The 20,601-nt window shown below is 38.1% G+C and carries 15 protein-coding genes and 1 pseudogene; 11 read left to right on the top strand and 5 right to left on the bottom strand.

The window, feature by feature from the left end:
• Nucleotides 1-149 precede the first annotated feature (149 nt).
• Both QNJ50_RS12350 and QNJ50_RS12355 read left to right on the top strand, forming a co-directional pair.
• Complete coding sequence (locus QNJ50_RS12350) at nt 150-350, top strand: hypothetical protein (protein WP_300635680.1); 201 nt, start codon at nt 150-152, stop codon at nt 348-350.
• Nucleotides 350-604 (top strand): annotated as a pseudogene (locus QNJ50_RS12355) (hypothetical protein). Before QNJ50_RS12350 ends, QNJ50_RS12355 begins: the two are co-directional and overlap by 1 nt.
• A gap of 142 nt (nt 605-746) precedes the next feature.
• Here the strand turns inward: QNJ50_RS12355 and QNJ50_RS12360 are convergent.
• Together QNJ50_RS12360 and QNJ50_RS12365 are read right to left on the bottom strand one after the other, a co-directional pair.
• Nucleotides 747-1,796: an ABC transporter permease gene (locus tag QNJ50_RS12360; RefSeq protein WP_300635682.1), complete on the bottom strand. Its 1,050-nt coding sequence runs from the start codon at nt 1,794-1,796 to the stop codon at nt 747-749.
• A gap of 573 nt (nt 1,797-2,369) precedes the next feature.
• Nucleotides 2,370-2,888 (bottom strand): adenine phosphoribosyltransferase, encoded by a 519-nt coding sequence (locus QNJ50_RS12365; RefSeq protein ID WP_300635684.1) that lies wholly within the window; start codon nt 2,886-2,888, stop codon nt 2,370-2,372.
• A gap of 400 nt (nt 2,889-3,288) precedes the next feature.
• On the opposite strand from QNJ50_RS12365, the gene QNJ50_RS12370 reads away from it, so the two are divergent.
• Together QNJ50_RS12370 and QNJ50_RS12375 are read left to right on the top strand one after the other, a co-directional pair.
• On the top strand, nt 3,289-3,915 hold the full coding sequence (locus QNJ50_RS12370) for a DUF3038 domain-containing protein (RefSeq protein ID WP_300635685.1): 627 nt from the start codon (nt 3,289-3,291) through the stop codon (nt 3,913-3,915).
• Nucleotides 3,912-5,336 carry a DUF4335 domain-containing protein gene (locus QNJ50_RS12375; RefSeq protein ID WP_300635686.1) on the top strand — a complete coding sequence of 475 codons (1,425 nt, stop codon included), beginning with the start codon at nt 3,912-3,914 and terminating at the stop codon, nt 5,334-5,336. Before QNJ50_RS12370 ends, QNJ50_RS12375 begins: the two co-directional genes overlap by 4 nt.
• 223 nt (nt 5,337-5,559) lie before the next feature.
• On the opposite strand, the gene QNJ50_RS12380 is transcribed toward QNJ50_RS12375, so the two are convergent.
• Nucleotides 5,560-6,150 carry an Npun_F5749 family FMN-dependent PPOX-type flavoprotein gene (locus QNJ50_RS12380; protein WP_300635687.1) on the bottom strand — a complete coding sequence of 197 codons (591 nt, stop codon included), beginning with the start codon at nt 6,148-6,150 and terminating at the stop codon, nt 5,560-5,562.
• Nucleotides 6,151-6,371: 221 nt separating this feature from the next.
• Here QNJ50_RS12380 and nrdJ point away from each other — a divergent pair, with 221 nt between their 5' ends.
• The 7 genes from nrdJ to QNJ50_RS12415 all read left to right on the top strand — a co-directional run bounded on the left by nrdJ (nt 6,372) and on the right by QNJ50_RS12415 (nt 19,391).
• On the top strand, nt 6,372-9,893 hold the full coding sequence (gene nrdJ, locus QNJ50_RS12385; RefSeq protein WP_300635688.1) for a ribonucleoside-triphosphate reductase, adenosylcobalamin-dependent: 3,522 nt from the start codon (nt 6,372-6,374) through the stop codon (nt 9,891-9,893).
• Nucleotides 9,894-10,222: 329 nt separating this feature from the next.
• Nucleotides 10,223-10,441 carry a hypothetical protein gene (locus tag QNJ50_RS12390; protein WP_300635689.1) on the top strand — a complete coding sequence of 73 codons (219 nt, stop codon included), beginning with the start codon at nt 10,223-10,225 and terminating at the stop codon, nt 10,439-10,441.
• A gap of 852 nt (nt 10,442-11,293) precedes the next feature.
• Nucleotides 11,294-11,584, top strand: coding sequence for an RNA-binding protein (locus tag QNJ50_RS12395; protein WP_027842511.1), 291 nt, complete (start codon nt 11,294-11,296; stop codon nt 11,582-11,584).
• Nucleotides 11,585-12,637: 1,053 nt separating this feature from the next.
• Complete coding sequence (gene fbp, locus QNJ50_RS12400; RefSeq protein WP_300635692.1) at nt 12,638-13,687, top strand: class 1 fructose-bisphosphatase; 1,050 nt, start codon at nt 12,638-12,640, stop codon at nt 13,685-13,687.
• 773 nt (nt 13,688-14,460) lie between these two features.
• On the top strand, nt 14,461-15,990 hold the full coding sequence (gene zwf / locus QNJ50_RS12405; protein ID WP_300635694.1) for a glucose-6-phosphate dehydrogenase: 1,530 nt from the start codon (nt 14,461-14,463) through the stop codon (nt 15,988-15,990).
• A gap of 272 nt (nt 15,991-16,262) precedes the next feature.
• Nucleotides 16,263-17,621 (top strand): glucose-6-phosphate dehydrogenase assembly protein OpcA, encoded by a 1,359-nt coding sequence (gene opcA, locus QNJ50_RS12410; RefSeq protein WP_300635696.1) that lies wholly within the window; start codon nt 16,263-16,265, stop codon nt 17,619-17,621.
• Between the two features lie 129 nt (nt 17,622-17,750).
• Nucleotides 17,751-19,391: a cobyrinate a,c-diamide synthase gene (locus QNJ50_RS12415; RefSeq protein ID WP_300635698.1), complete on the top strand. Its 1,641-nt coding sequence runs from the start codon at nt 17,751-17,753 to the stop codon at nt 19,389-19,391.
• Nucleotides 19,392-19,531: 140 nt separating this feature from the next.
• On the opposite strand, the gene QNJ50_RS12420 is transcribed toward QNJ50_RS12415, so the two are convergent.
• Together QNJ50_RS12420 and QNJ50_RS12425 are read right to left on the bottom strand one after the other, a co-directional pair.
• Complete coding sequence (locus QNJ50_RS12420; protein WP_300635700.1) at nt 19,532-20,002, bottom strand: hypothetical protein; 471 nt, start codon at nt 20,000-20,002, stop codon at nt 19,532-19,534.
• On the bottom strand, nt 19,999-20,436 hold the full coding sequence (locus QNJ50_RS12425; RefSeq protein WP_300635702.1) for a hypothetical protein: 438 nt from the start codon (nt 20,434-20,436) through the stop codon (nt 19,999-20,001). The genes QNJ50_RS12420 and QNJ50_RS12425 overlap by 4 nt, the downstream gene beginning before the upstream one ends.
• Between the last annotated feature and the right edge of the window lie 165 nt (nt 20,437-20,601).

Genomic DNA, 20,601 nt, shown 5'->3' on the forward strand with positions numbered 1-20,601 from the left:
GTAGCACAATGACATAAATTGGTTATTTACATTGGTTATTTATGTATAAATAAAGCAGCATAACAGATTGAAGTATTCGTTTCTTCTGTGGTCTATGACTATTTGGCAAAGCTTATAATTGTCTCAGCAGTATAGCTTTGGAAATTTAGATGTCAACACTTAAAGAAATTGAAGCTGCTATCCTTACACTTCCACCAAATGAGTTCCAACAACTCATGCAATGGTTTTTTGACTTAGATTATCAGCCTTGGGATGAGCAGATTGAAAAAGATATAGCAGATGGTAGGTTAGGAGATCTTGCTCAAGAGGCAATTTCTGAATTGGAGGCTGGGCATTTTCGGGAAATTTGATGCATTATACAACATGTCGTTTTTGGGAATGCTACGATGTCTAACCTGAGAATGCGCAAAATACTGCCGATCAGTGCTACGAGTTGCTTAAAACTGATCCGTCCCACCCGTCCTTGCACTTCAAAAAAGTTGGTAAATATTTGTCAGTGCGAGCAGGAAAAAATTATAGAGAATTGGGTATAGAATTTGAAAAAGGTATTTTGTGGTTTTGGATTGGTACACATGCAGAGTATGACAAGCTCATTGGCAGCTAGTACTCGCTTCAAAACTTTACTACACCAGAACTTTCCAAATATAGTTGATTGATTTACAAAGATTTTAATTAACCCTCATACAAGAAGCAAACAGGAAATAGCAAATAAATTTTCTTGGCTGTTCCCTGTTCCCCATTCCCTTCTAATTCAAATTTTCTAAACGAATACGGGGATCGGCAAATTTCAATAACAAATCCGCAACTAAATTACCAATAATCAGCAGAATAGCACTCATCACCAAACTAGCCATTACCAGATACAAATCTTTAGCATTCACAGCTTGCAAAGTAAGTCTACCTAAACCTGGCCAGTTAAAGAAAAATTCTGTAATAAAAGCACCCGCCAATAAGTTAGATAATTCAAAACCCAGTAAGGTAATTAGGGGGTTAATCGCATTACGTAAAGCATGGACATAAATCACTACATTTTCTGGTAATCCCTTAGCACGGGCAGTTCTAATGTAATCTTGGCGCAAAACATCCAATAACTGACCGCGAGCAATCCGTTGTAAACCGGCAAAACTAGTAATACTTAAAGCAACAGTTGGCAAAATCATGTGCCAAGTAATATCTAATGCTTTACCAAAAAATGAAAGTTCGTCGTGGTTGATACTCGTCATTCCACCGACTGGAAATATTGGACTAGTTATTTGAGCAAATATAAGTAACAACAAAGCCGTGATAAAGCTAGGAAAACCTTGCCCTACATAGCTAATAACTTGCAGAACTCTGTCAGCAAGACGATTTTGATTAACCGCAGCAATGATACCTAAAGGAATGGCGATCGCCCAAGTCGCAATCAAAGAAGAAATTGCTAAGAGCAAAGTTGCTGGTATTCTTTCCCAAATTAATGAAGCAACGGAGCGCTGATAGACAAAACTCGTACCGAAATCACCCCGCGTCACAATATTTCTCAGCCATAAAAGATATTGCTCTATATTTGATTTATCCAAACCAAATTGTCGTCTCAGCTCTTCAATTCTTTCTGGAGAAATTTTCGGATTTTGCCGTAGTGTATCGATGTAATCTCCCGGGGATAGTTTAATAATAAAAAATGATAATGCAGAAGCAAGTAAGACAGTTAGCAGTGCTTGCAAAATCCTTTTAAGAATAAAAAGAAAGTTATCACTTGTAACCAGTCTTTGTAACCAATCTAAACTTGTTTCCCAGTAACTTCTTGATGTTGTATTCATAATACGGATGCTAGTTATCAGTTGATGCGCCTTGTGAGTCAGAAGTCAGGAGTCAGAAAGAAGTCAGAAGTCACGACAGACTGCGTCCTAACGGACGAGCAGGAGTCAGAACAGACGACCACACTCTGACAAGCGAATAGAAGCTAGGAGTAAAATTCAGGTAAGAAGAAATAATTAAAATTAAATATTAAAATTAAAATTTATCTAACCCTTTTCAGGATTTGTATTTAAAACATTTTTTTAGTCATTTTCTAGTAAAAAATGTGAGTATAAAGTCCTTTCTAATTATTTTGGATTCTGTCTTCTGGATTCTAACGCCTTATTTGCAGAATTTTGCCAATTTCCATACTGCGTCAAAAAAAGCAATGAGGTATCATTAGTTTCATGATTTTAAGTATAAAACTGTCTCGTAATGCAAACTTATATAAATTCCATAAGACCTCCATTAGATAGGAGGTTTAAGGAAAGCAAAAAAATCAAAAATCGATAAATACTTACTCGATCGCTATTTAAACGAAAGTGTAAGTATTAACTTAACTTAAATATAAAGTGTCCGAGTCCGAGTGTCCGAGATTAATACTCAACAAGAGTAACAATTGGTACATCAGGTAATCTATCCCGTCCCTGTAGCTCACGCAGTTCGATTATAAAGCCAAATCCCAGTAACTCACAGCCAACTTTTTCAACTAACTTAGCAGTGGCATTTGCAGTTCCACCTGTGGCAATCAGGTCGTCTACAATTGCAATCTTGTTTCCTGGTTGTAAAGCATCCTGATGAACTTCTAAGCAGTCTGTACCATACTCTAGCTCGTATTCCACTGCATGAACAGAAGCCGGTAACTTACCTTTTTTCCGGACAGGAATAAAACCTGCACCGAGCTTGTAAGCTAGTGGTGTACCAAATAAGAAGCCTCTAGACTCCATCCCGATCACATAATCGGGTTGTAAATTGGCTTCCATAAACTTTTGGGCTAATAAATCTATCGTATGGCGTAGTCCTTCAGGATCTCGCAGTAGCGTAGTGATATCCCGAAACAAAATTCCTGGTTTGGGAAAATCAGGAATATCACGGATTAGAGGCTTCAAGTCCATAAATATCTGTCAACAAAAGTTGAATTTTAATACTATTGTTGTTTGCGACCCTTCCCTATTTCGGGAAGCTTGCTCTTATCAACGTAAATCCTTGGAAAATCGTACACTATAATGTCATACCCTTGGAATCATACCTTTGAAATTGGATTTGATTTTGGTAGTTATTGACGATTGTTATAATCTACACCAAGGTAGGGATGTAGTTGTAATAATTGATTTTGGTCAATGATAGTAAGAGCAAAAATTAAATGTAAGTATACGGAAAACTTTAATTTGAAAAGGTAAGTAATGTATATATCATGCAGTCATAAAATCGCATTAAATTCAATTAACCTAGTTTAGCTACCTATTTTAATTAGTTGTCATTAAATTATTTTCACCCGTATAAGGTATTTAGAGGATGAGTGTTTCCGCGAGTTTAACGCCATTTGACAATTCAGCACCTGAATCAACACCAATGATTTTGGTAAATCTGCCAGATCCTGTAATTGAAGGGCAGGTATGTCCCCGTAGCACCAGAGTACAAATAGACTTAATTTTATTGGCAATCGAAGCTTTGGAGCTTGGAGGTTCCGAAGCTATTCTGGCATTCGCACAAGAGTTAGAACTACAAATAATTATCAAAGACAGAGTAAATCTTTGGCGTTTGCGTAACACTAATCCGATGCGTAGAGCACACATTCGCCGTCCTCTAAGTATAACTGAAGCGAAAGCATTAGTTGTAATTGCCTGTTATCTGGCTCGAAGATTGACTGTTGTGATTCGTCAACTATTAATGATATATCAGCAACTGAGTGAAAAACAAATACCACTCGAGCAAAATTTACGTCTTTCAAATTACTTGGAAAGATTCAGAGCACACTTTAAGAGTCGGATGAATCCCAGACGTGCTGGTTTTCCATTATTAACTTCCGATGAAAAAGTAGATGAACTGGCGATGAATTTGTTAGGACAATTACTATTTTGTGCTGGTACATCAGGAATGCAAAGGTTCTGGATTAGTCTTTTTGACGGTGAAGTGGAATGAATATTCAACGTAAATACAGTTTGCCTAATTGCACCCTACTCCTAGAAGGTTTGAGTGATTCTTCAAAAGCTGCTCATATCCAAGAATTGCGTCCCGTATTATCTATTTTGGTAAATGCGGAGTGTCAAATATCTGGACATCAACCACTTTTGGGAGGACGGGAATTTTTTGAAAGCTTGGCTAGAGTCGCCAGTTCCTATGCTCAGGAATGTTTAAGTAATGTACCAAATCCACAAGCTCATAACACGGAGGTGGAGTTAGTACAAATTGAAAAAATAGATACTAACAAACATAAAATGGTTGTCAATTCCGAGTTACCTCAACCAACTTTGGATTATGACAAAAGTAATATTAAACCACCGATTGAAGTTAATTTAAATACAGTACAACTTTTCGACTTAGTAGAAGCAATCGACCAGTTTTTTGCTGACACCCAAACTTTACCAGAATTTACACTGCAACTTGAGCCTGTTGGTAAACGTTATAACAATTCAAAGAAAACAGTAGTACAGCAAGCTGTACCTGCAACTCTTGGAGTCTCTAGTTTGGTTGCTGCTGCTGCAATATTTGCTTTGATACCTGCACCGAAAATACAAACACCAAAACCTGAGACGGAAAAAGAGGTCAGCTCAGCAGTTAAGTCTTCGCAAACGAGTGGCGAACAAAATCTTGATTCAAATATATCTGAATCAAATAGTTCATCTACAAAATCGGCAAACAATTTATCTTCTCAAGTACAAGATTTAGAAGCTCTTTTGAGTCAAGTGCCGGAAATTACTGATCGTTCGGTATTGAAGATTTTAACTCGTCGAGTTCACAATCAGCTAAATAATGCTTGGAATAATCGTTCTCAGATTACAGAAAATTTAATTTACCGAGTAGGTGTAGGTACTGATGCAGCTATTTTGGGTTACAAGTCCATAAATCAGGGAGCTAACACCCATCTAGAACGTACCCCACTTCCTGAATTACTTTACAATCCAAATAAGCGCAATCCAGTCGGAAGCGAACCAATTGCTCAATTTAGGATAGTTTTTACTCCTGAAGGGATTTTGCAAGTTTCTCCTTGGCATGGTTACGGAAGAGAAATTATTGGGACTCAGATTAAAGATCCAGTTAAGGTTGATAGTTTAAAAAAAAATCTGGAAACAAATATTCGTGAGAAGTTAAGCGAAAAGCAGAAATTTGAGGAAGTTTTGAAATATCGCGTCGCGGTGAATGGAGAAGGATCCATTACCGATTATGAACCTTTAAATGAGGCAGCATTAGAAAACTTTCGAGATACTCCCTTACCGCATTTGTACAAATCTACTAGAACTGCCCAAACATCAAACTTGGATCCAGCAGCTGTTGCTCAATTCCAAGTAGAATTTCAGCCCAATACCGATCTATCAGTAAGTCATTGGCAAGTATCTCGGTAATGAGTAATGAGTAATGAGTAATGAGTAATGAGTAATGAGTAATGAGTGATAATTAATTGGATCGCAATGTAACAAGCGATACTTAGCTCTGTAGTCAAGAGATTCAACAAATTTATTCCGGGCATGAATATTAAAATTAAAAACAGAATTTGCTCTGACCGGCTTTTAACTGTTACTTATTTTATTACTTGTTACTTCTTACTTTTTACTTGTTACTCATTACTCATGGATTAACTTCAGTAGTATTCCAAATCCCAGAATGTTCAAGAATATACAAACAACGATTTTGGGGGTCGCCCCGTAATTGCAAATGATCTACTTTTACAGGATCTAGTAGTAATAAACAAAAATTATCTAAAGGTTTACTTTTATCTATATCAGAATTACCTATTGGGAGATTTCCTGTATCAGTGCTTTTCGGTTCTCCTGGATTTGCCCAAATAAATTGCGATCGGGCATTATCAGAAATTTGTTCCCAAGTAGAATGTCGCGCTGCTTGGAATCGGGAATCGGGGTGGTTGTAATCGACTAGAGTTAATTCTCCAGCTAAACGAAACTGTTCCCTGGTCACTGTAAAGTACCAACAAATTTCCCCTCTAGCTTGATGGTGAATTTGGATAATTTTTTCACTACGCACATCAGTAATAATTTTCAATTGATTACTATCTTCAAGAAAGCCACGAAATACAACGGTGCGATTAGCAGGATATCCATCACTTTGAACCGTTGCTAGTTGAAAATAGCGACTATGGGGTTGGGAACGATTTTTTTGCAGAGCGCGAGCAAGGTAAGAACGCCAAGGGGCAAGAGACATTTTTACTTGAACTAAAGGTGGGAAATAGATAATGGAGATGATAATAAAACTTTTTCATAATTTCCTCAATTCTTCATATCCCCATGTTTTATGAGTTTCAGGTTTATTTCTGGAGTTTTGTTATGGGTCTACCGCAGATCTGATTATTTTGCAATTCTTTCTTAGCTACCACCACTTAGCGTATAGTCTTAATCTGTCAGAGAACAACAAGGTTTCCCAAAATGGTTCGAGAGCTTGAAAGAAAATACCAGAGTGCAAAATTTCCGGAAACTGCCCCAGCTGCTAATCCTGTATTTTTTAGAACTTACAGTCGTCGCTTGACGGCAGGAGTGAGGGAAACATGGGATGATGTGTGTTCCCGTACCCTGAAGGGATTAGTCGATTTGGCTCAACTCAGTTCTGAAGAAGCTGCAATATTGGATAAAATGCAGCGTAACTTGAAAGCCTTACCCAGCGGACGTTGGTTGTGGGTTGGTGGTACTGATTGGTTAGCCAAATCCAAAAATTTTTCTGGGGCATACAATTGTACTTCCACTAACCTGACTGACTGGAGTGCTTTTGGGTTAATGATGGGCTTAGCCATGATGGGCTGCGGGACAGGAGCAGTCATAGAACCAAGGTATATCAGTCATTTACCTTCTATTCGCAATCGTATCAACCTTGCACTGCAAGGAGAAATTGGTAAAACACCGGTTGAACAACGCCGGGAGTCCACAGAAGTTAAATTTGAGGAAAATCGCGTCATCATTCATGTGGGTGATAGTCGTGAAGGTTGGGTGGATTCCTATCAAAGTCTTTTAGAACTTTCCTCTGATGAAAGATTTGAGGGTGTTGTAGAAGTAATCGTTGATATTAGTGATGTCCGCAATGCTGGTGAACCCCTTCAAGGTTTTGGTGGTGTTGCAAATCCGGTGAAATTACCCGGTCTTTATCAGCGCTGTGCGTCAATTCTCAACAAAGCTGTAGGAAGACGATTAACTTCAGTTGAATGTTGTTTGTTAATTGATGAAGCGGCTGTAACTATCGTCGCGGGAAATATTCGGCGCTGTTTACCCGAAGATGCTTTGGTTCATACATCTAAAGGACTAGTAGCTATTCGTGATGTTAAAGTTGGCGATTTAGTGCAAACTCCCTTAGGATTTCGACGGGTAGTTGATAAATTTGACCAAGGTTTTCAAGATGTTTATGAAGTAGAAACAAATGCTACTTTTCCTCGGGCAACTTTAAACCACAGACAAGCTGTTCTTGCAGATGCTCAAGGTGCTATTGAATGGAAATCTATGGCAAGTTTAGTAGAAGGCGATCGTCTTTTACATAATAAGCAAGTATTACCAGGTGCATTAACTAATTTACCTGCTGATTTTACTCAATCGAGACCCGTTCAAAGTCATACTGCCAAACCATTATTTATTCCACAACTTACATCAGAAATTGCTTGGCTAATTGGTTTTACCCATGGTGATGGTTATGTCGCACTGGGTCGCAATAAGCACGGTAAACCCTATGGGCGTGTGGAATGGGCTATGAACGCTTTAGATACCGAGCTTACTACTAGCATTCAAGAGAAACTTAATATTGCTTTAGCTTCATTTAAATTAAAAGCTTCTCATGGCATAGTCAAAGGTGAAAATACAGCAAAATCAGTTTGCTCATCAATTCGCTTGGCTGAATATTTTCATCGTTATATTAAACAACCAAATACTCCTTTACAAGTACCTGATTTTATCTTGCAGGGTTCGATAGATATTCGAGCGGCTTATTTAGCAGGATTGATGGATAGTGATGGTGCAGTTAAGAACCGTCCCCCACATCTAGTAACAACGGTTTACCGTTCATTCATCAGACAGGTTGCTGCAGTTTTATCTAGTTTGGGTATTGCTGGTAGGATTTCAATTACCCAACCGCAAAAGCAAAAATGGCAAGCTAAATACAATTTGAAAATTCCTGCATTCAAAGATCGTTACAATGCTCTGATTGCTCCCCACAGTGTCAAAGGAGAATTAAAGCAAGGGCTAAAAATGTATGGTTTTACAGTTCCCGGTACTGTAATGCGGGACACTTATACATACAGCGAAATGCGAGAAATGGGTTTTGCTGGGAATCGTCAAGTTGATGCTAATTACGAGCGTTACATAGCTGAATCAGATATTTCGCTGGATATTCCAGTTACCGTTAAGGGACTTGGTAGTTACGATTACGTACAAACTTACGATATCGAAGTAGAAGAAGCTCACTGTTTTTACTGTGATGGATATTTAACCCATAACAGTGCAGGAATGCGTCAAGGAAATAGGGAAGATATCTCATTTGCCGATGCAAAAGCTAATTTATGGCAACAAGGTGAAGATGGTAATTGGCGCATCGACCCCGAAAGAGATGCTCTCAGGATGGCAAACCATACCAGAGTATTTCATCAAAAACCCAGTTTAGAAGAATGTATTAATGCAGTTCGTAAACAATATTACAGTGGTGAAGGTGCAATTCAATGGGCTGGTGAAGCTATTGCAAGAGGTAACCGTGATTTACTACCAACTCCTGAATTAAAAACTGAATTTCTCCAAGCTTACGAACAAGACAATGCTTTGCAGTGGTTACAGCAAAGATATTCTAATTTAGATACAGATGAATTAGAGCATCGTTTACAAAGATATGGTTTAAACCCATGTGGGGAAATAATTGGTAGTAATTTTCACTGTAACCTTAGCGAAATACACTTAAATCAAATCGACCCCGAAAATTACAAAGAACAAGAAGAAGCCTTTACTGCAGGTGCATTATCCGTAGCCGGATTATTAAATCACAAATTTATCGAACCGCGTTACCAGTACAGTCGGGAATTAGATCCGATTGTTGGTGTTTCCTTCACTGGCTTATTTGATTTCTTTGTCCGAGCTTTCGGAGTAGATTGGTTGCGCTGGTGGGAAGCAGGAAGACCCCAAACCCCTCAAGGGTTGGCATTTAAGCGCCGAGAGCAAGAATATCTCAGCATGTGGAAAGAAATTGTACATCGCGTAGTTTGGGATTACTGCGATCGCCACAATCTCAAACGACCCAACCGCTGTACCACCGTTCAACCTTCTGGTACCAAATCTTTACTTACAGGAGCTTCGCCGGGATGGCATCCCCCGAAAGCACAGCGATTCATTCGCCGGATTACTTTCCGGAAAAACGATCCTGTAGCCTTAGCTTGTATTGACTATGGTTATTCTGTTGTACCTTCTCAGTCTGATAAAGATGAAAATGGTAATTTGCTAAACGATCCATTCGATCCTCGCTGTACTGAATGGTTGGTAGAAATTCCCGTCGCCGTACCCTGGGCTGATTTACCGGGTGCAGATGAAATTGATATTAGTAAATTTACTGCCCTAGCCCAAATGGATTTCTATATGCAGGTGCAAGAATTCTATGTAACTCATAATACATCTGCCACTATAGAATTACGAGAACCTGAAATTGAATCTTTAGGTACCCGCATATATGAAGCCATCAGAGACGATCGGGGATACATTAGTGCCGCACTTCTCGCACGATTTGACGATCACCAAACTTTTCCCCGCTTACCATTTGAACCAATTTCTAAAGAGCAGTACAAAGATTTAATGCAAGAAGTGGAGAAACGTCGCCAAAATAATGATTTCCACGCAGCTTTAAGCCGTTATGACTTTGGCGAACTAATAGAAGCAGGTCCTGCTGGATGTGACTCGGATAAGTGCATGTTACCTGAAGTGGAACCAAGATTGTAGAAAATGGAGAACACCTAGTTTCTTATGAGACTGGGTTCTCCTTGTTTTAGAGAGTAAGCGTCTAGAAAATAGATACTTTATTCAAAACTTGAACAATAAAGTTTTCCTAAAATCTTGAAATTATGTTAGTCTACTGAGAATTTTATCAACAACTTAGTCTTATCAACAAATTAGTCAAACCTGGAAAATCTATCCCTGAGAATTTCCTTCAGTTCCCGGTCTAAATACTGATTATCTATAATTGGAGAATAGTGACTAATTTTGCTACATGGTATTTGCTATCTAGTAAATCTAGTTAACTATCCACGAACAGCATTAGGAAAACAGCTATGTTTCTAGATGAATTAACACCTATCTTTAAAGAATTTACGCAGCATCCTCTTTCATTTATGGGTGGTTTTGTTTCTGGTGCTCTTCGACTTAACCTTGCTGAGGATCCGGTAAAAAGTTGGCTTGAAGAACAACTTGGACACAACAGCAATACAAATCCTCCGAACGAGTCACACAATGGTAAAGCTAAAGGTCCTCAACAAATTTCTATCGAATAAAACTTGATAAAATTTGTGTTTTGCAAGCAACAAATAATATTACTGGCTAATAGATGGGAATCACATACTTATTGTTAGTCCTGATTTTCATTAATTAAAAATATATTTTAAAATCCGGTCTTTCCAGAGTCCGGTTTTTCTTTTCAAAGGTTATCGCCTTTGGACGCACTGCGTGTATGACTAAAGTCACGCTACCGCTAACAGCTTGCTGCATGCAAACGGCGGAAGGAAGAAGGAAGAGGGAAGATGTAAGAATTAAGCTTAATAAAAACAGTACATGTACTAAATCCTAATAAGATTATGTTAGCTAGAGTGCAGAATTATGTTTGATAAATATATGATTTATTACAAAATAAAATCGTGTTATCAGATATAGCTTATTTACATTTATCACAAAATATCAATGAATAAATAATAAATAATCTACTTCTTAAGTTCATCTAAAATTTCTCAAATATACAAGTTAAAATAACTCGATATAATTTATTCGATAAATAGTAAATATATATACGTTTCAAGTTGAATAAAATCAATAGTCAAGCAACTACTATACATGAGACTATACATAATAATTTTAGTTAAAAAATATATAAGTGAGGCTGATTTTAAGTTAAATGCATTTGTAATTTCTCATACCTAGAAAAATAGGGCAATCAGTTATTATATAAGCGTACACTGAATATTCTCACACATTTAGGCAAACTAGTAAGTACAGCAGAAATTATATAAATTGCAAACTTATATTTTATTTGCCTCTCAATAATTATTGAGGAAAACAGAATTATTTTTTATTATTTAAATCTGTTTTCTCTAGTAAATAAATTGCTTTTTGTTTAACTCAAGTATATCCACATGACTATTTACGTTGGTAATCTCTCCTACCGCGCTACTGAAGCAGATTTAAGAGCTGTATTCGCTGATTATGGCGAAGTTACAAGAGCGGTACTACCCACAGATCGTGAAACAGGGCGTAAGCGTGGCTTCGCTTTTGTCGATCTAGCAGAAGAAGCACAAGAGGATGAAGCTATTTCTGAACTCGATGGTGCTGAATGGATGGGTCGACAAATTAGAGTCAATAAAGCTAAGCCAAGGGAAGATAACCGACGCACTAGTTGGGCAAAGCCCCAAGATGTTACGCAATAATTAATTATGCTCTTATCTAAATAACTTTTTTTCTAGTCATGCAAGACTTCAAAAGTCACTTTTTACTAGAAATAATTTAGATTTTTACCAATAAATAAACTAAATTCCGACAAGTCGCAGGGGGTCTATTAATAACCTCACGGCTGGTCGGCTTTTGCTATTACAATAGTTATTTATACTCTTTCTTTTTATAGCTTTTCTTTTTATACTTTGTGACTTTTATAATAAATTATTTTATTGATAATAAAAAATAAAATATACTTGATTTAAGTTAACCTATTTTAATGTTTGTTTGTCCCTAATTTGTCACCTTTCTTATTGTATTTTTTGAGAGTAGAATGTTTATTTTTTCTGCTAGATAATTACATTACAGGTATTGAATATTGTTTTAACTTTTAGAATGAAATAGTAGTAACTTTGGATAAAATTAAGATAATTAATTCTGCCACACTAATTTTGATAAGTTAATATATTTTCGAGACTTTATTAAGGTAAGGTGGGTAGAATTAAAACTTATATCTGTAAACGATATACCCCTTGGGGTAAAGTTAATGTCAAACTTGTTAATGTCAAACTTGGTTCGAGTTATGGGTCTAGAATACTCTGTGATTATTTCCATAACAGAATAAAATACGAAAATGTTTATAGCACTTACACAGGCTGCTTTAAAAGGAGAATTAGATAACAACAAAACTTCATACATCACCATCTCCTTTAGCCTTCACGAAAAATACTGCAGCGATAATTTGACGTAATTTATACGGCATAAACTCCTTATTTCTCAATTTGATCGCCGGAGGCACGTCTCATTCTAGATCTAAGCTCCGATTTAATAACTAAACCTGATTTAATAGCCAAAACAGTATATTTCTTGGATTAAATGTATACTGCATGACTATTTATCAATGATGCGCTCGAAAAAAAAGCTGAGTTTCTTTAGTTTATCTAAAATCATATTTGAGTTCTGAAATAAGCTTTCTAAGATAGAGTCAGCAACCAAGGTGTTGTGAAAAAACTGCAGTTTAATTAGTAGTCCGCAGCGAGGATAAACGCATGACTAAAGCAGCAGAATCTTTGGAGTTATCAATGGATAAAGGTACAGATAAAAGTTTAGACCGCGACTGTACAACTTTGTCACGTCATGTTTTACAACAATTTCAGAATTTTTCCCCAGAGGCGCAAGACTTGAGCGCCCTGATGAATCGAATAGCCTTAGCAGGCAAACTAATTGCACGTCGTATGAGTCATGCTGGGTTAATGGAAGGTGTTTTGGGATTCACTGGTGAAGTCAACGTGCAGGGAGAATCCGTCAAAAAGATGGATGTCTATGCTAATGACGTGTTTATCTCTGTATTTAAGCAAAGTGGTTTAGTATGCCGCTTAGCTTCTGAGGAAATGGATAAACCATACTATATTCCTGAAAATTGTCCCATTGGCCGTTATAGTTTGCTGTACGATCCAATTGACGGTTCTTCAAATACCGATACTAATCTCAGTTTGGGCTCAATTTTTGCCATTCGCAAACAAGAAGGTGATGACCTTGATGGTGATGCTAAAGATTTATTGACACCTGGACACAAGCAAATTGCTGCAGGGTACATCCTTTATGGTCCAAGTACAATGCTGGTGTATACCATGGGTAAAGGGGTTCACTCATTCACCCTCGACCCAAGCTTAGGAGAATTTATTCTCACAGAAGAAAACATTCAGATTCCGGTTCATGGTCCCGTATATAGTGTCAATGAAGGTAATTTTTGGCAGTGGAATGAACCAATTCGGGAATATGTTCGCTATGTCCACCGTACGGAAGGTTATACAGCACGATACAGTGGAGCAATGGTGAGTGACATTCATAGAATTTTGTTGCAGGGTGGTGTATTCCTGTATCCCGGAACATTACCAAAGCCAGAAGGTAAGTTACGTTTGCTTTATGAGTCAGCTCCTTTAGCTTTTTTGATCGAGCAGGCAGGAGGTAGAGCAACTACAGGGCATCAAGACATATTAGATGTGGTACCTTCCAAATTGCACCAACGTACTCCACTGATTATTGGTAGTAAGCAAGATGTTGCTAAGGTAGAATCCTTTATTCAAAATGGTCACTGAATTGGGATTACTATAGCCTGACTCTGGGAACTGATACTAGGGAGTTGATCCTAGAAAAATGGAAATTTATTGCTAGCAGTAAGCTCAATTTGTATAAATTTTCATAAATCAATGACCCACGGCAAAACAGGGAATACTTCCTCTATGAGCTAAGTAGATGAATAACAGCATACTACTTACTCTGATGGGATTTAATCCATAAACTGCTCAAAAATTAAGACATTTGTGGAATTACATCTAATAAGGCAAACAAATAGTAAGCTAGCGCCGCAAAGCCCTACTTATTTTAAGTATGTCTTACCCTTATCTAAGATTTTCGCAAAAATGGCTGTTATGTTACAAACTACCAGCAAATTTGAGTAGAAACGGTTAGCAAGTTAATCAATAGCTTACTGGTATTTATATCCTCATAGACACCCTGTGATTTTTTGATGCTTCTGAGTTTTGATATCTGCTTCAGAAAGGAGAAATAGAATACAAATTTCCAATTTATAATTTCCAACTCCTAATTCCCAACTTCTAATTCCCAATTCCTAGCACTCATATGACTTTATAGAAAATTGTGTGTCTGTTTTTATGCCCCACTTTGCGAACATACATATCATTAGCGCAAAAAGGCATCAGCCCAGCCGCACTTGCGGTAACTCCGCCGATCGTTTCGTGCATCCTCGACCGGGTTATCGCAAAAATCTAAGTCGACAATTTCCTAAGTTCACAATTTCCTAAGTTCACAATTTCCTCATCACAACAAATCTCATCAAAACGAAATTGCTATGGTTAATCTGTTAGAAAATCCCTTACGGGTCGGTTTACAACAGCAAGGAATGGCTGAGCCGCAAATCATTGTTATTTTTGGTGCCTCCGGAGACCTAACTTGGCGGAAATTAGTGCCAGCACTTTATAAGTTGAGAAGAGAACGGCGCATTCCACCCGAAACCACAATTGTTGGCGTTGCACGTCGAGATTGGAGTCATGAGTACTTCCGCGAACAAATGCGCAAAGGTATGGAAGAAGCCCATAGTGACGTTCCATTAGAGGAAATGTGGGAAAGCTTCTCCCAAGGTTTATTCTACTCTTCTGGTAATATAGATCACCCTGAAAGTTACCAAAAACTGAATACACTATTAAGTGAATTAGATGAGAAACGGGGTACTCGAGGTAATAGGATGTTTTACCTCTCCGTCGCACCAAAATTTTTCCCTGAGGCAATTAAGCAATTAGGTGCTGCAGGAATGATTAAAGATCCCTACAAGCATCGTCTAGTAATTGAAAAACCCTTTGGTCGCGATTTAGCTTCTGCTCAAAGCCTCAACCGAGTAGTGCAAAAAGTATGTAAGGAAGATCAGGTATATCGCATTGACCACTACTTAGGTAAAGAAACCGTTCAAAACTTGCTAGTTTTTCGGTTTGCTAATGCGATTTTTGAACCTCTATGGAATCGTCAATTTGTTGACCACGTCCAAATTACCGTAGCAGAAACCGTAGGTGTTGAAGACCGCGCTGGCTATTACGAAACTTCCGGTGCGCTGCGGGATATGTTGCAAAATCACCTAATGCAACTTTTCTGCTTAACAGCAATGGAAGCTCCCAATTCCATGGATGCTGACAGTATTCGTACGGAAAAAGTTAAAGTTCTCCAAGCGACTCAATTGGCAAACGTACAAAACTTGGCATCTTCATCAATACGTGGTCAATATAGTGCTGGTTGGATGAAAGGAGAGCAAGTTCCTGGATATAGAACAGAACCAGGAGTTGACCCAAATTCTGTCAATCCAACATTTGTAGCAATGAAGTTTGCTGTTAATAACTGGCGCTGGCAAGGAGTTCCTTTTTATCTGCGAACCGGGAAGAGAATGCCCAAAAAAGTCAGCGAGATATCTATCCATTTCCGCGAAGTACCTTCTCGCATGTTTCAGTCAGCGGCGCAACAGAGAAGTGCTAATGTTTTGGCAATGCGAATGCAGCCCAATGAAGGTATTTCCTTAAGATTTGATGTAAAAATGCCTGGGGGAGACTTCCGCACCCGTTCTGTTGATATGGACTTTAGCTATGGCTCCTTTGGTATTGAAGCCAAATCTGATGCCTATGATCGCTTATTCCTTGATTGCATGATGGGCGATCAAACACTTTTTACTCGGGGAGATGAGGTAGAAGCGGCTTGGCAAGTTGTTACTCCGGCTTTAAGTGCTTGGGATGCACCTGCAGACCCAAAAATTGTTCCCCAATATGAGGCTGGTACTTGGGGTCCAGTAGAAGCAGAATTTCTCATTAACCAAGATGGTCGTCGCTGGCGGCGACTTTAAAAATAATTCAGAAGTCAGGAGACAGGAGGAATAATTTTCTTGGGATTTTGTCTTGAAAGCGTTGTAAAGACGCTCTCTATGTCTTACAGGAAAGAGTACAAACCAAACAAAACTTAGAGCAATGTAAGTACAAGTAGAATCAAAAAATTCCTTCGGAATTCTCACTTCTAACTTCTAGATCCTAACTCCCAACTCCTGACTCCTGTCTCATAACTCCTCTAAATAAAACCCAAAAATTAAAAATTAAACTCAAACTCAAACTCAAACCTATTATGACTGTTCAAGCTCCTACGGTTTTTTCACTTCAGGCTCCGAAAGATGTTTCGCTCACAGAAATTGAAACGGAACTTAACCAAATTTGGCAAAGTTACGGGATTGCTGGCGAAGATGGAGCTTTACCTGCGGCTACACGAGCCACAACATTTACTCTGATGGTTTACGAACCAGAGGAAACTCAATATTTGTTGGCTAATTTAGGATTTTATAACGGTCCCATTGATGGAATTTTCGGACCACAAATGATTTCCGCCCTGCGAGATGCTCAAAAAGCTTTTGGGCTCGAGCGTACTGGTAAAGCAAATTCAGCAACTCTTGAGCGACTGCGTGAAGAATTAAGTAACAAAAATAAGAATGCTTCTGGCGAGGAATCTTATACTTCCAGCGCTAGTAGTCCCAGAATTGCTGACGAAATTGCTTTGCGCAATCCCTGTCGGATTATTAGTTTAATTCCTTTGGCTGGGGAAGATACCGGTGTCAAGGCGCAAGTTTCAGCTTATTGTCCCATTCAAAAGCAATCATCAAGTACTTTAGTATGTTGCGAATATATTACTATCACAGGTACAGCAGCAGCTTTAGAACGTGTTGGTGGGATGATTCCGGAATTATTGATTGGTGGTTTACCTAAGTTTCTTTGGTGGAAAGCAACTCCGGATCCAAATAACCAATTATTTAAACGACTAGGGGATTTTTGCGATAACGTTATTGTTGATTCTTGTAATTTTAACAAGCCCGATTCTGACTTACTCAGCTTGCAAGAATTAGTAGAAAAAGAAATTCCTTTAGCCGATCTTAACTGGGGACGTATTTCTGCATGGCAGGAACTAACTGCAGAAGCATATGATCCACCACAGCGCCGCGATGCTCTCACAGAAGTTGATAAGGTGAACATCGATTATGAAAAAGGTAATCCTGCCCAAGCCCTATTATTCTTAGGTTGGTTAGCAAGTCGCTTAAATTGGCGTCCGGTTAGTTACGAAAAGGATTTTGGTGATTATAATATTACAAAAGTCAAGCTATTAGCACCAGACCAAAGACCAATAGAAGCTGAGTTAGCAGGGGTTCCTGTTGCTGATATTGGTGATATTGTTGGGGACTTAATTGCTATTCGTTTAGGTTCTACTAATCCAAAGGCAAACTGTGGTACATTAATCTGTTCTGAAACCGGCGGTTGTATGCGCATGGAAACTCATGGTGCGGCTCAATCTGCAGGAGTAGTTCAACAGGTAACCTCACTTTCGGAACAAAAAGCAGAATCCTTACTTTCTAAGCAAGTACAACGTTGGGGTCGTGAGGCGCTGTTTGAAGAAAGTCTTGCACTCACAGTCAAAATGCTTAAGCTAACAAATTCGTAGTCACAAGTCACCAATAAATAAGCCATTAGTTGGGAGTCAAAAGTTAAAAAATGGATGAATTATGGGTAAAAACATCAGTAAGTTTTATAATTCATGATTCATAACTTATAATTCCTAATTTTCTGACTTATGGCCTTAATTATTGCAGGAGAACGCAGCGGGGTGGGCAAAACAACAATTACGCTCACCCTGCTGGCGTTTTTATGCGAACGCTACAACAAAGTGCAATCTTTCAAGGTCGGTCCTGACTATATTGACCCAATGTTTCATAAGTATGTGACGGGGCGTGCTTGTCGTAATTTAGACCCCATATTAACTTCAGAAACATATGTAAAACAGTGTTTTGCTCGTCATATCCAAAATGTCAATTATGCCTTGGTTGAAGGTGTAATGGGTTTATTTGATGGAGTAGGTCGGGTAACTCCTTTTTCCAAAAATGGCATGGGATTAGGGGAGCAAGGGTGCAGTAGTGACAAGGAAGAGGTTTTTACCAAATCCCCAATTCCTAATAGCCAATCCCCAATATTCATATCCTTAGCTAGTACTGCCCACATTGCTAAGTTACTAAATTTACCTGTAGTTTTAGTAATTGATTGCAGTCGGTTATCTAGTTCCGTGGCGGCAATAGTTTATGGTTATTGCAGTTTAGATCCAAGTATAAATATTGCCGGACTAATTTTAAATAGAGTTGGTAGCGATCGCCATTTATCTTTACTCAAAAATGCTCTCGAACCGCTACAAATTCCCATTTTTGGAGTATTAAGAAGACAGAATAACATCGCAATTCCTGATCGCCATCTGGGTTTAATACCTACAGCAGAACTTCCCCAAATGGATACTTTAATTGAAAGACTTGTTAGTTTGGGAGAAACTTGCTTTGATTGGCAAAGATTATTATCACTTCTAGAGGTAGGTAATGGGGAACGGGTAATGGGAAAGGGAGCAGGGAGAAGAGAGCAGGGAGAAGGGAGCAGGGAGAAAGGTGAACAAAAAACAGAAGATTTTGTTTTTGAGCAATTACCAATTACCGCTTACCAATTACCACATCACTCTAAGGCGCGGGCTTTTAACAATCCTCCAACCAAAATTGCGTTTGAACGCAGCAAGCTGTTCGGTATAGCCGCGTCTAACGCTCCGCGTGTTGCGATCGCTTGGGACAAAGCTTTTAATTTTTATTACCAAGAAAATCTCGAATTACTTGAGGAGTTGGGTGCAGAATTAGTTTTCTGGAGTCCGTTACAAGATACTGAGTTACCTGAAAATATTCAGGGAATGTATTTTGGGGGTGGTTTCCCGGAAGTTTTCGCTTCACAACTTGCAGCAAATACTAATGTGCTTTTATCAGTTAAAACAGCCATTTTTTCGGGAATACCAACAATTGCTGAATGTGGGGGGTTAATGTATCTATGCGAACAAATTATCGATTTTGCTGGTCAATCTTGGTCGATGGTGGGAGTGTTACCAACAACAACCGTGATGGATAAACGCTTAAGTTTGGGGTATCGTCGGGCTGTAGCTTTGGAAGATAGTATTTTACTACCTAAAGGCAAAATCGTTTGCGGACATGAGTTTCATCGCTCTCATCTACAAGTTAGTCCCGAAAAACCGTTGTGGCAAACTTATCGCTACGACTTGGAAGAATTTACGGGTGATGAGGGGTGGATTTTCCCCGCAAATCTTCACGCATCTTATGTTCACTTACATTGGGGAGCGACACCAGAAATTCCCCAAAGGTTTTTAGAATTTTGTGTGAATTCAGTAATTATTTGACTGCTCACTAAATATAAACAGGACTTACGCAACGTTAGCATAGCGTGTCCGTAGAACATAGATTTATCATTACGACCGAAACGCAGTTTAGGGAAGCAATCCTAGCGTCTCGGGAGAATTTCTTTTCAAGGTCTGGAAAGTTACCGAGAATAATTTGTCGTCGTGTTAAACCTGGCAAGTTCATACATAACATTTCTGCTTTGAGGACAGTCCTGACTACTGAGTCTACCTATTAAAAAACCCAGAAAGGATACCAGTATTATTGATAAAGTTCCTAATACAATGATATTAACCTTAGATAAATTATTACTTGAGGATTCAGGTAAATTATTGCTTGATGCTTCACCAATATAGCTTTTTGCAGATTCAATTATTTGTTGAAAATTCTCTACATTTACTTTTCGCCATATAGCGTTACCTTTAGTATTCTTGTCATTTAAGAGTGTGCAATACTCTTCTTGATTGCTTTCTTTATCAGTTTGAAAAACTAAAGTACACCCATCCTTTAATTCTCCTTTAATGACAATAAAATCATCTATATTTTTTGATTTTATTTCGCTTAATCCATTATTTGACATTATGCTTACAATATCTTCTACTAAATCACTCATAATGCTTTATTTTGACAACCATCGACAATTATTTTGGTAATAAAGTAGTCAAAACTAGACTTTTCTAAGATTCCAAAAGCTTCCTTGATAATTTCTTCTACAGATTTACCTTTATCTAATAGGTCTTTAATTAGTTCTAGATTCGCTTCTTTTCTGTAGATCTTACTCCCTCGTATTTTATTTATGATAAAGTTTGGTGATTTTTTCATTTGTTGCATTGACTGATTGGCTTGCACCCTGATATACGGTACTAGAAAGCCAGAGTAAAGATTCGGACGACCTGTACCATTTTTCTGTACTAAATTTGAATTATTAAAAAGTCTAATAGATGCTGGTATACTATTATTTATTTGTTTTGATAGGATTGAAATGACAATTGGGACATTAATACCTATTTCCCTTTTTAACCAATCTTTAAGAGTTCTCTTTGCCACTAATTCTTTAAATGAAAAAGTTTTAATTTTATGTTCAAAAAGTATCCCCTCAAAATTTCGGGGTAAGGGTTATTGAGGCATCCATGACCAACCAAATGGGTTAGAAGAAGATTTTTCCCGAATAATTGTCCCTAAAGATGGAACATTTTCAACTTGAGAAATGCG

This window comes from Mastigocoleus sp. MO_188.B34, assembly GCF_030065675.1.
Lineage (GTDB): Bacteria > Cyanobacteriota > Cyanobacteriia > Cyanobacteriales > Nostocaceae > Mastigocoleus.

Excerpts from the sequence above, each read along its gene's own strand:
- QNJ50_RS12350 (WP_300635680.1), top strand. The coding sequence starts at position 150 with ATGTCAACACTTAAAGAAATTGAAGCTGCTATCCTTACACTTCCACCA.
- QNJ50_RS12360 (WP_300635682.1), bottom strand. The coding sequence starts at position 1,796 with ATGAATACAACATCAAGAAGTTACTGGGAAACAAGTTTAGATTGGTTA.
- QNJ50_RS12365 (WP_300635684.1), bottom strand. The coding sequence starts at position 2,888 with ATGGACTTGAAGCCTCTAATCCGTGATATTCCTGATTTTCCCAAACCA.
- QNJ50_RS12370 (WP_300635685.1), top strand. The coding sequence starts at position 3,289 with ATGAGTGTTTCCGCGAGTTTAACGCCATTTGACAATTCAGCACCTGAA.
- QNJ50_RS12375 (WP_300635686.1), top strand. The coding sequence starts at position 3,912 with ATGAATATTCAACGTAAATACAGTTTGCCTAATTGCACCCTACTCCTA.
- QNJ50_RS12380 (WP_300635687.1), bottom strand. The coding sequence starts at position 6,150 with ATGTCTCTTGCCCCTTGGCGTTCTTACCTTGCTCGCGCTCTGCAAAAA.
- nrdJ (WP_300635688.1), top strand. The coding sequence starts at position 6,372 with ATGGTTCGAGAGCTTGAAAGAAAATACCAGAGTGCAAAATTTCCGGAA.
- QNJ50_RS12390 (WP_300635689.1), top strand. The coding sequence starts at position 10,223 with ATGTTTCTAGATGAATTAACACCTATCTTTAAAGAATTTACGCAGCAT.
- QNJ50_RS12395 (WP_027842511.1), top strand. The coding sequence starts at position 11,294 with ATGACTATTTACGTTGGTAATCTCTCCTACCGCGCTACTGAAGCAGAT.
- fbp (WP_300635692.1), top strand. The coding sequence starts at position 12,638 with ATGACTAAAGCAGCAGAATCTTTGGAGTTATCAATGGATAAAGGTACA.
- zwf (WP_300635694.1), top strand. The coding sequence starts at position 14,461 with ATGGTTAATCTGTTAGAAAATCCCTTACGGGTCGGTTTACAACAGCAA.
- opcA (WP_300635696.1), top strand. The coding sequence starts at position 16,263 with ATGACTGTTCAAGCTCCTACGGTTTTTTCACTTCAGGCTCCGAAAGAT.
- QNJ50_RS12415 (WP_300635698.1), top strand. The coding sequence starts at position 17,751 with ATGGCCTTAATTATTGCAGGAGAACGCAGCGGGGTGGGCAAAACAACA.
- QNJ50_RS12420 (WP_300635700.1), bottom strand. The coding sequence starts at position 20,002 with ATGAGTGATTTAGTAGAAGATATTGTAAGCATAATGTCAAATAATGGA.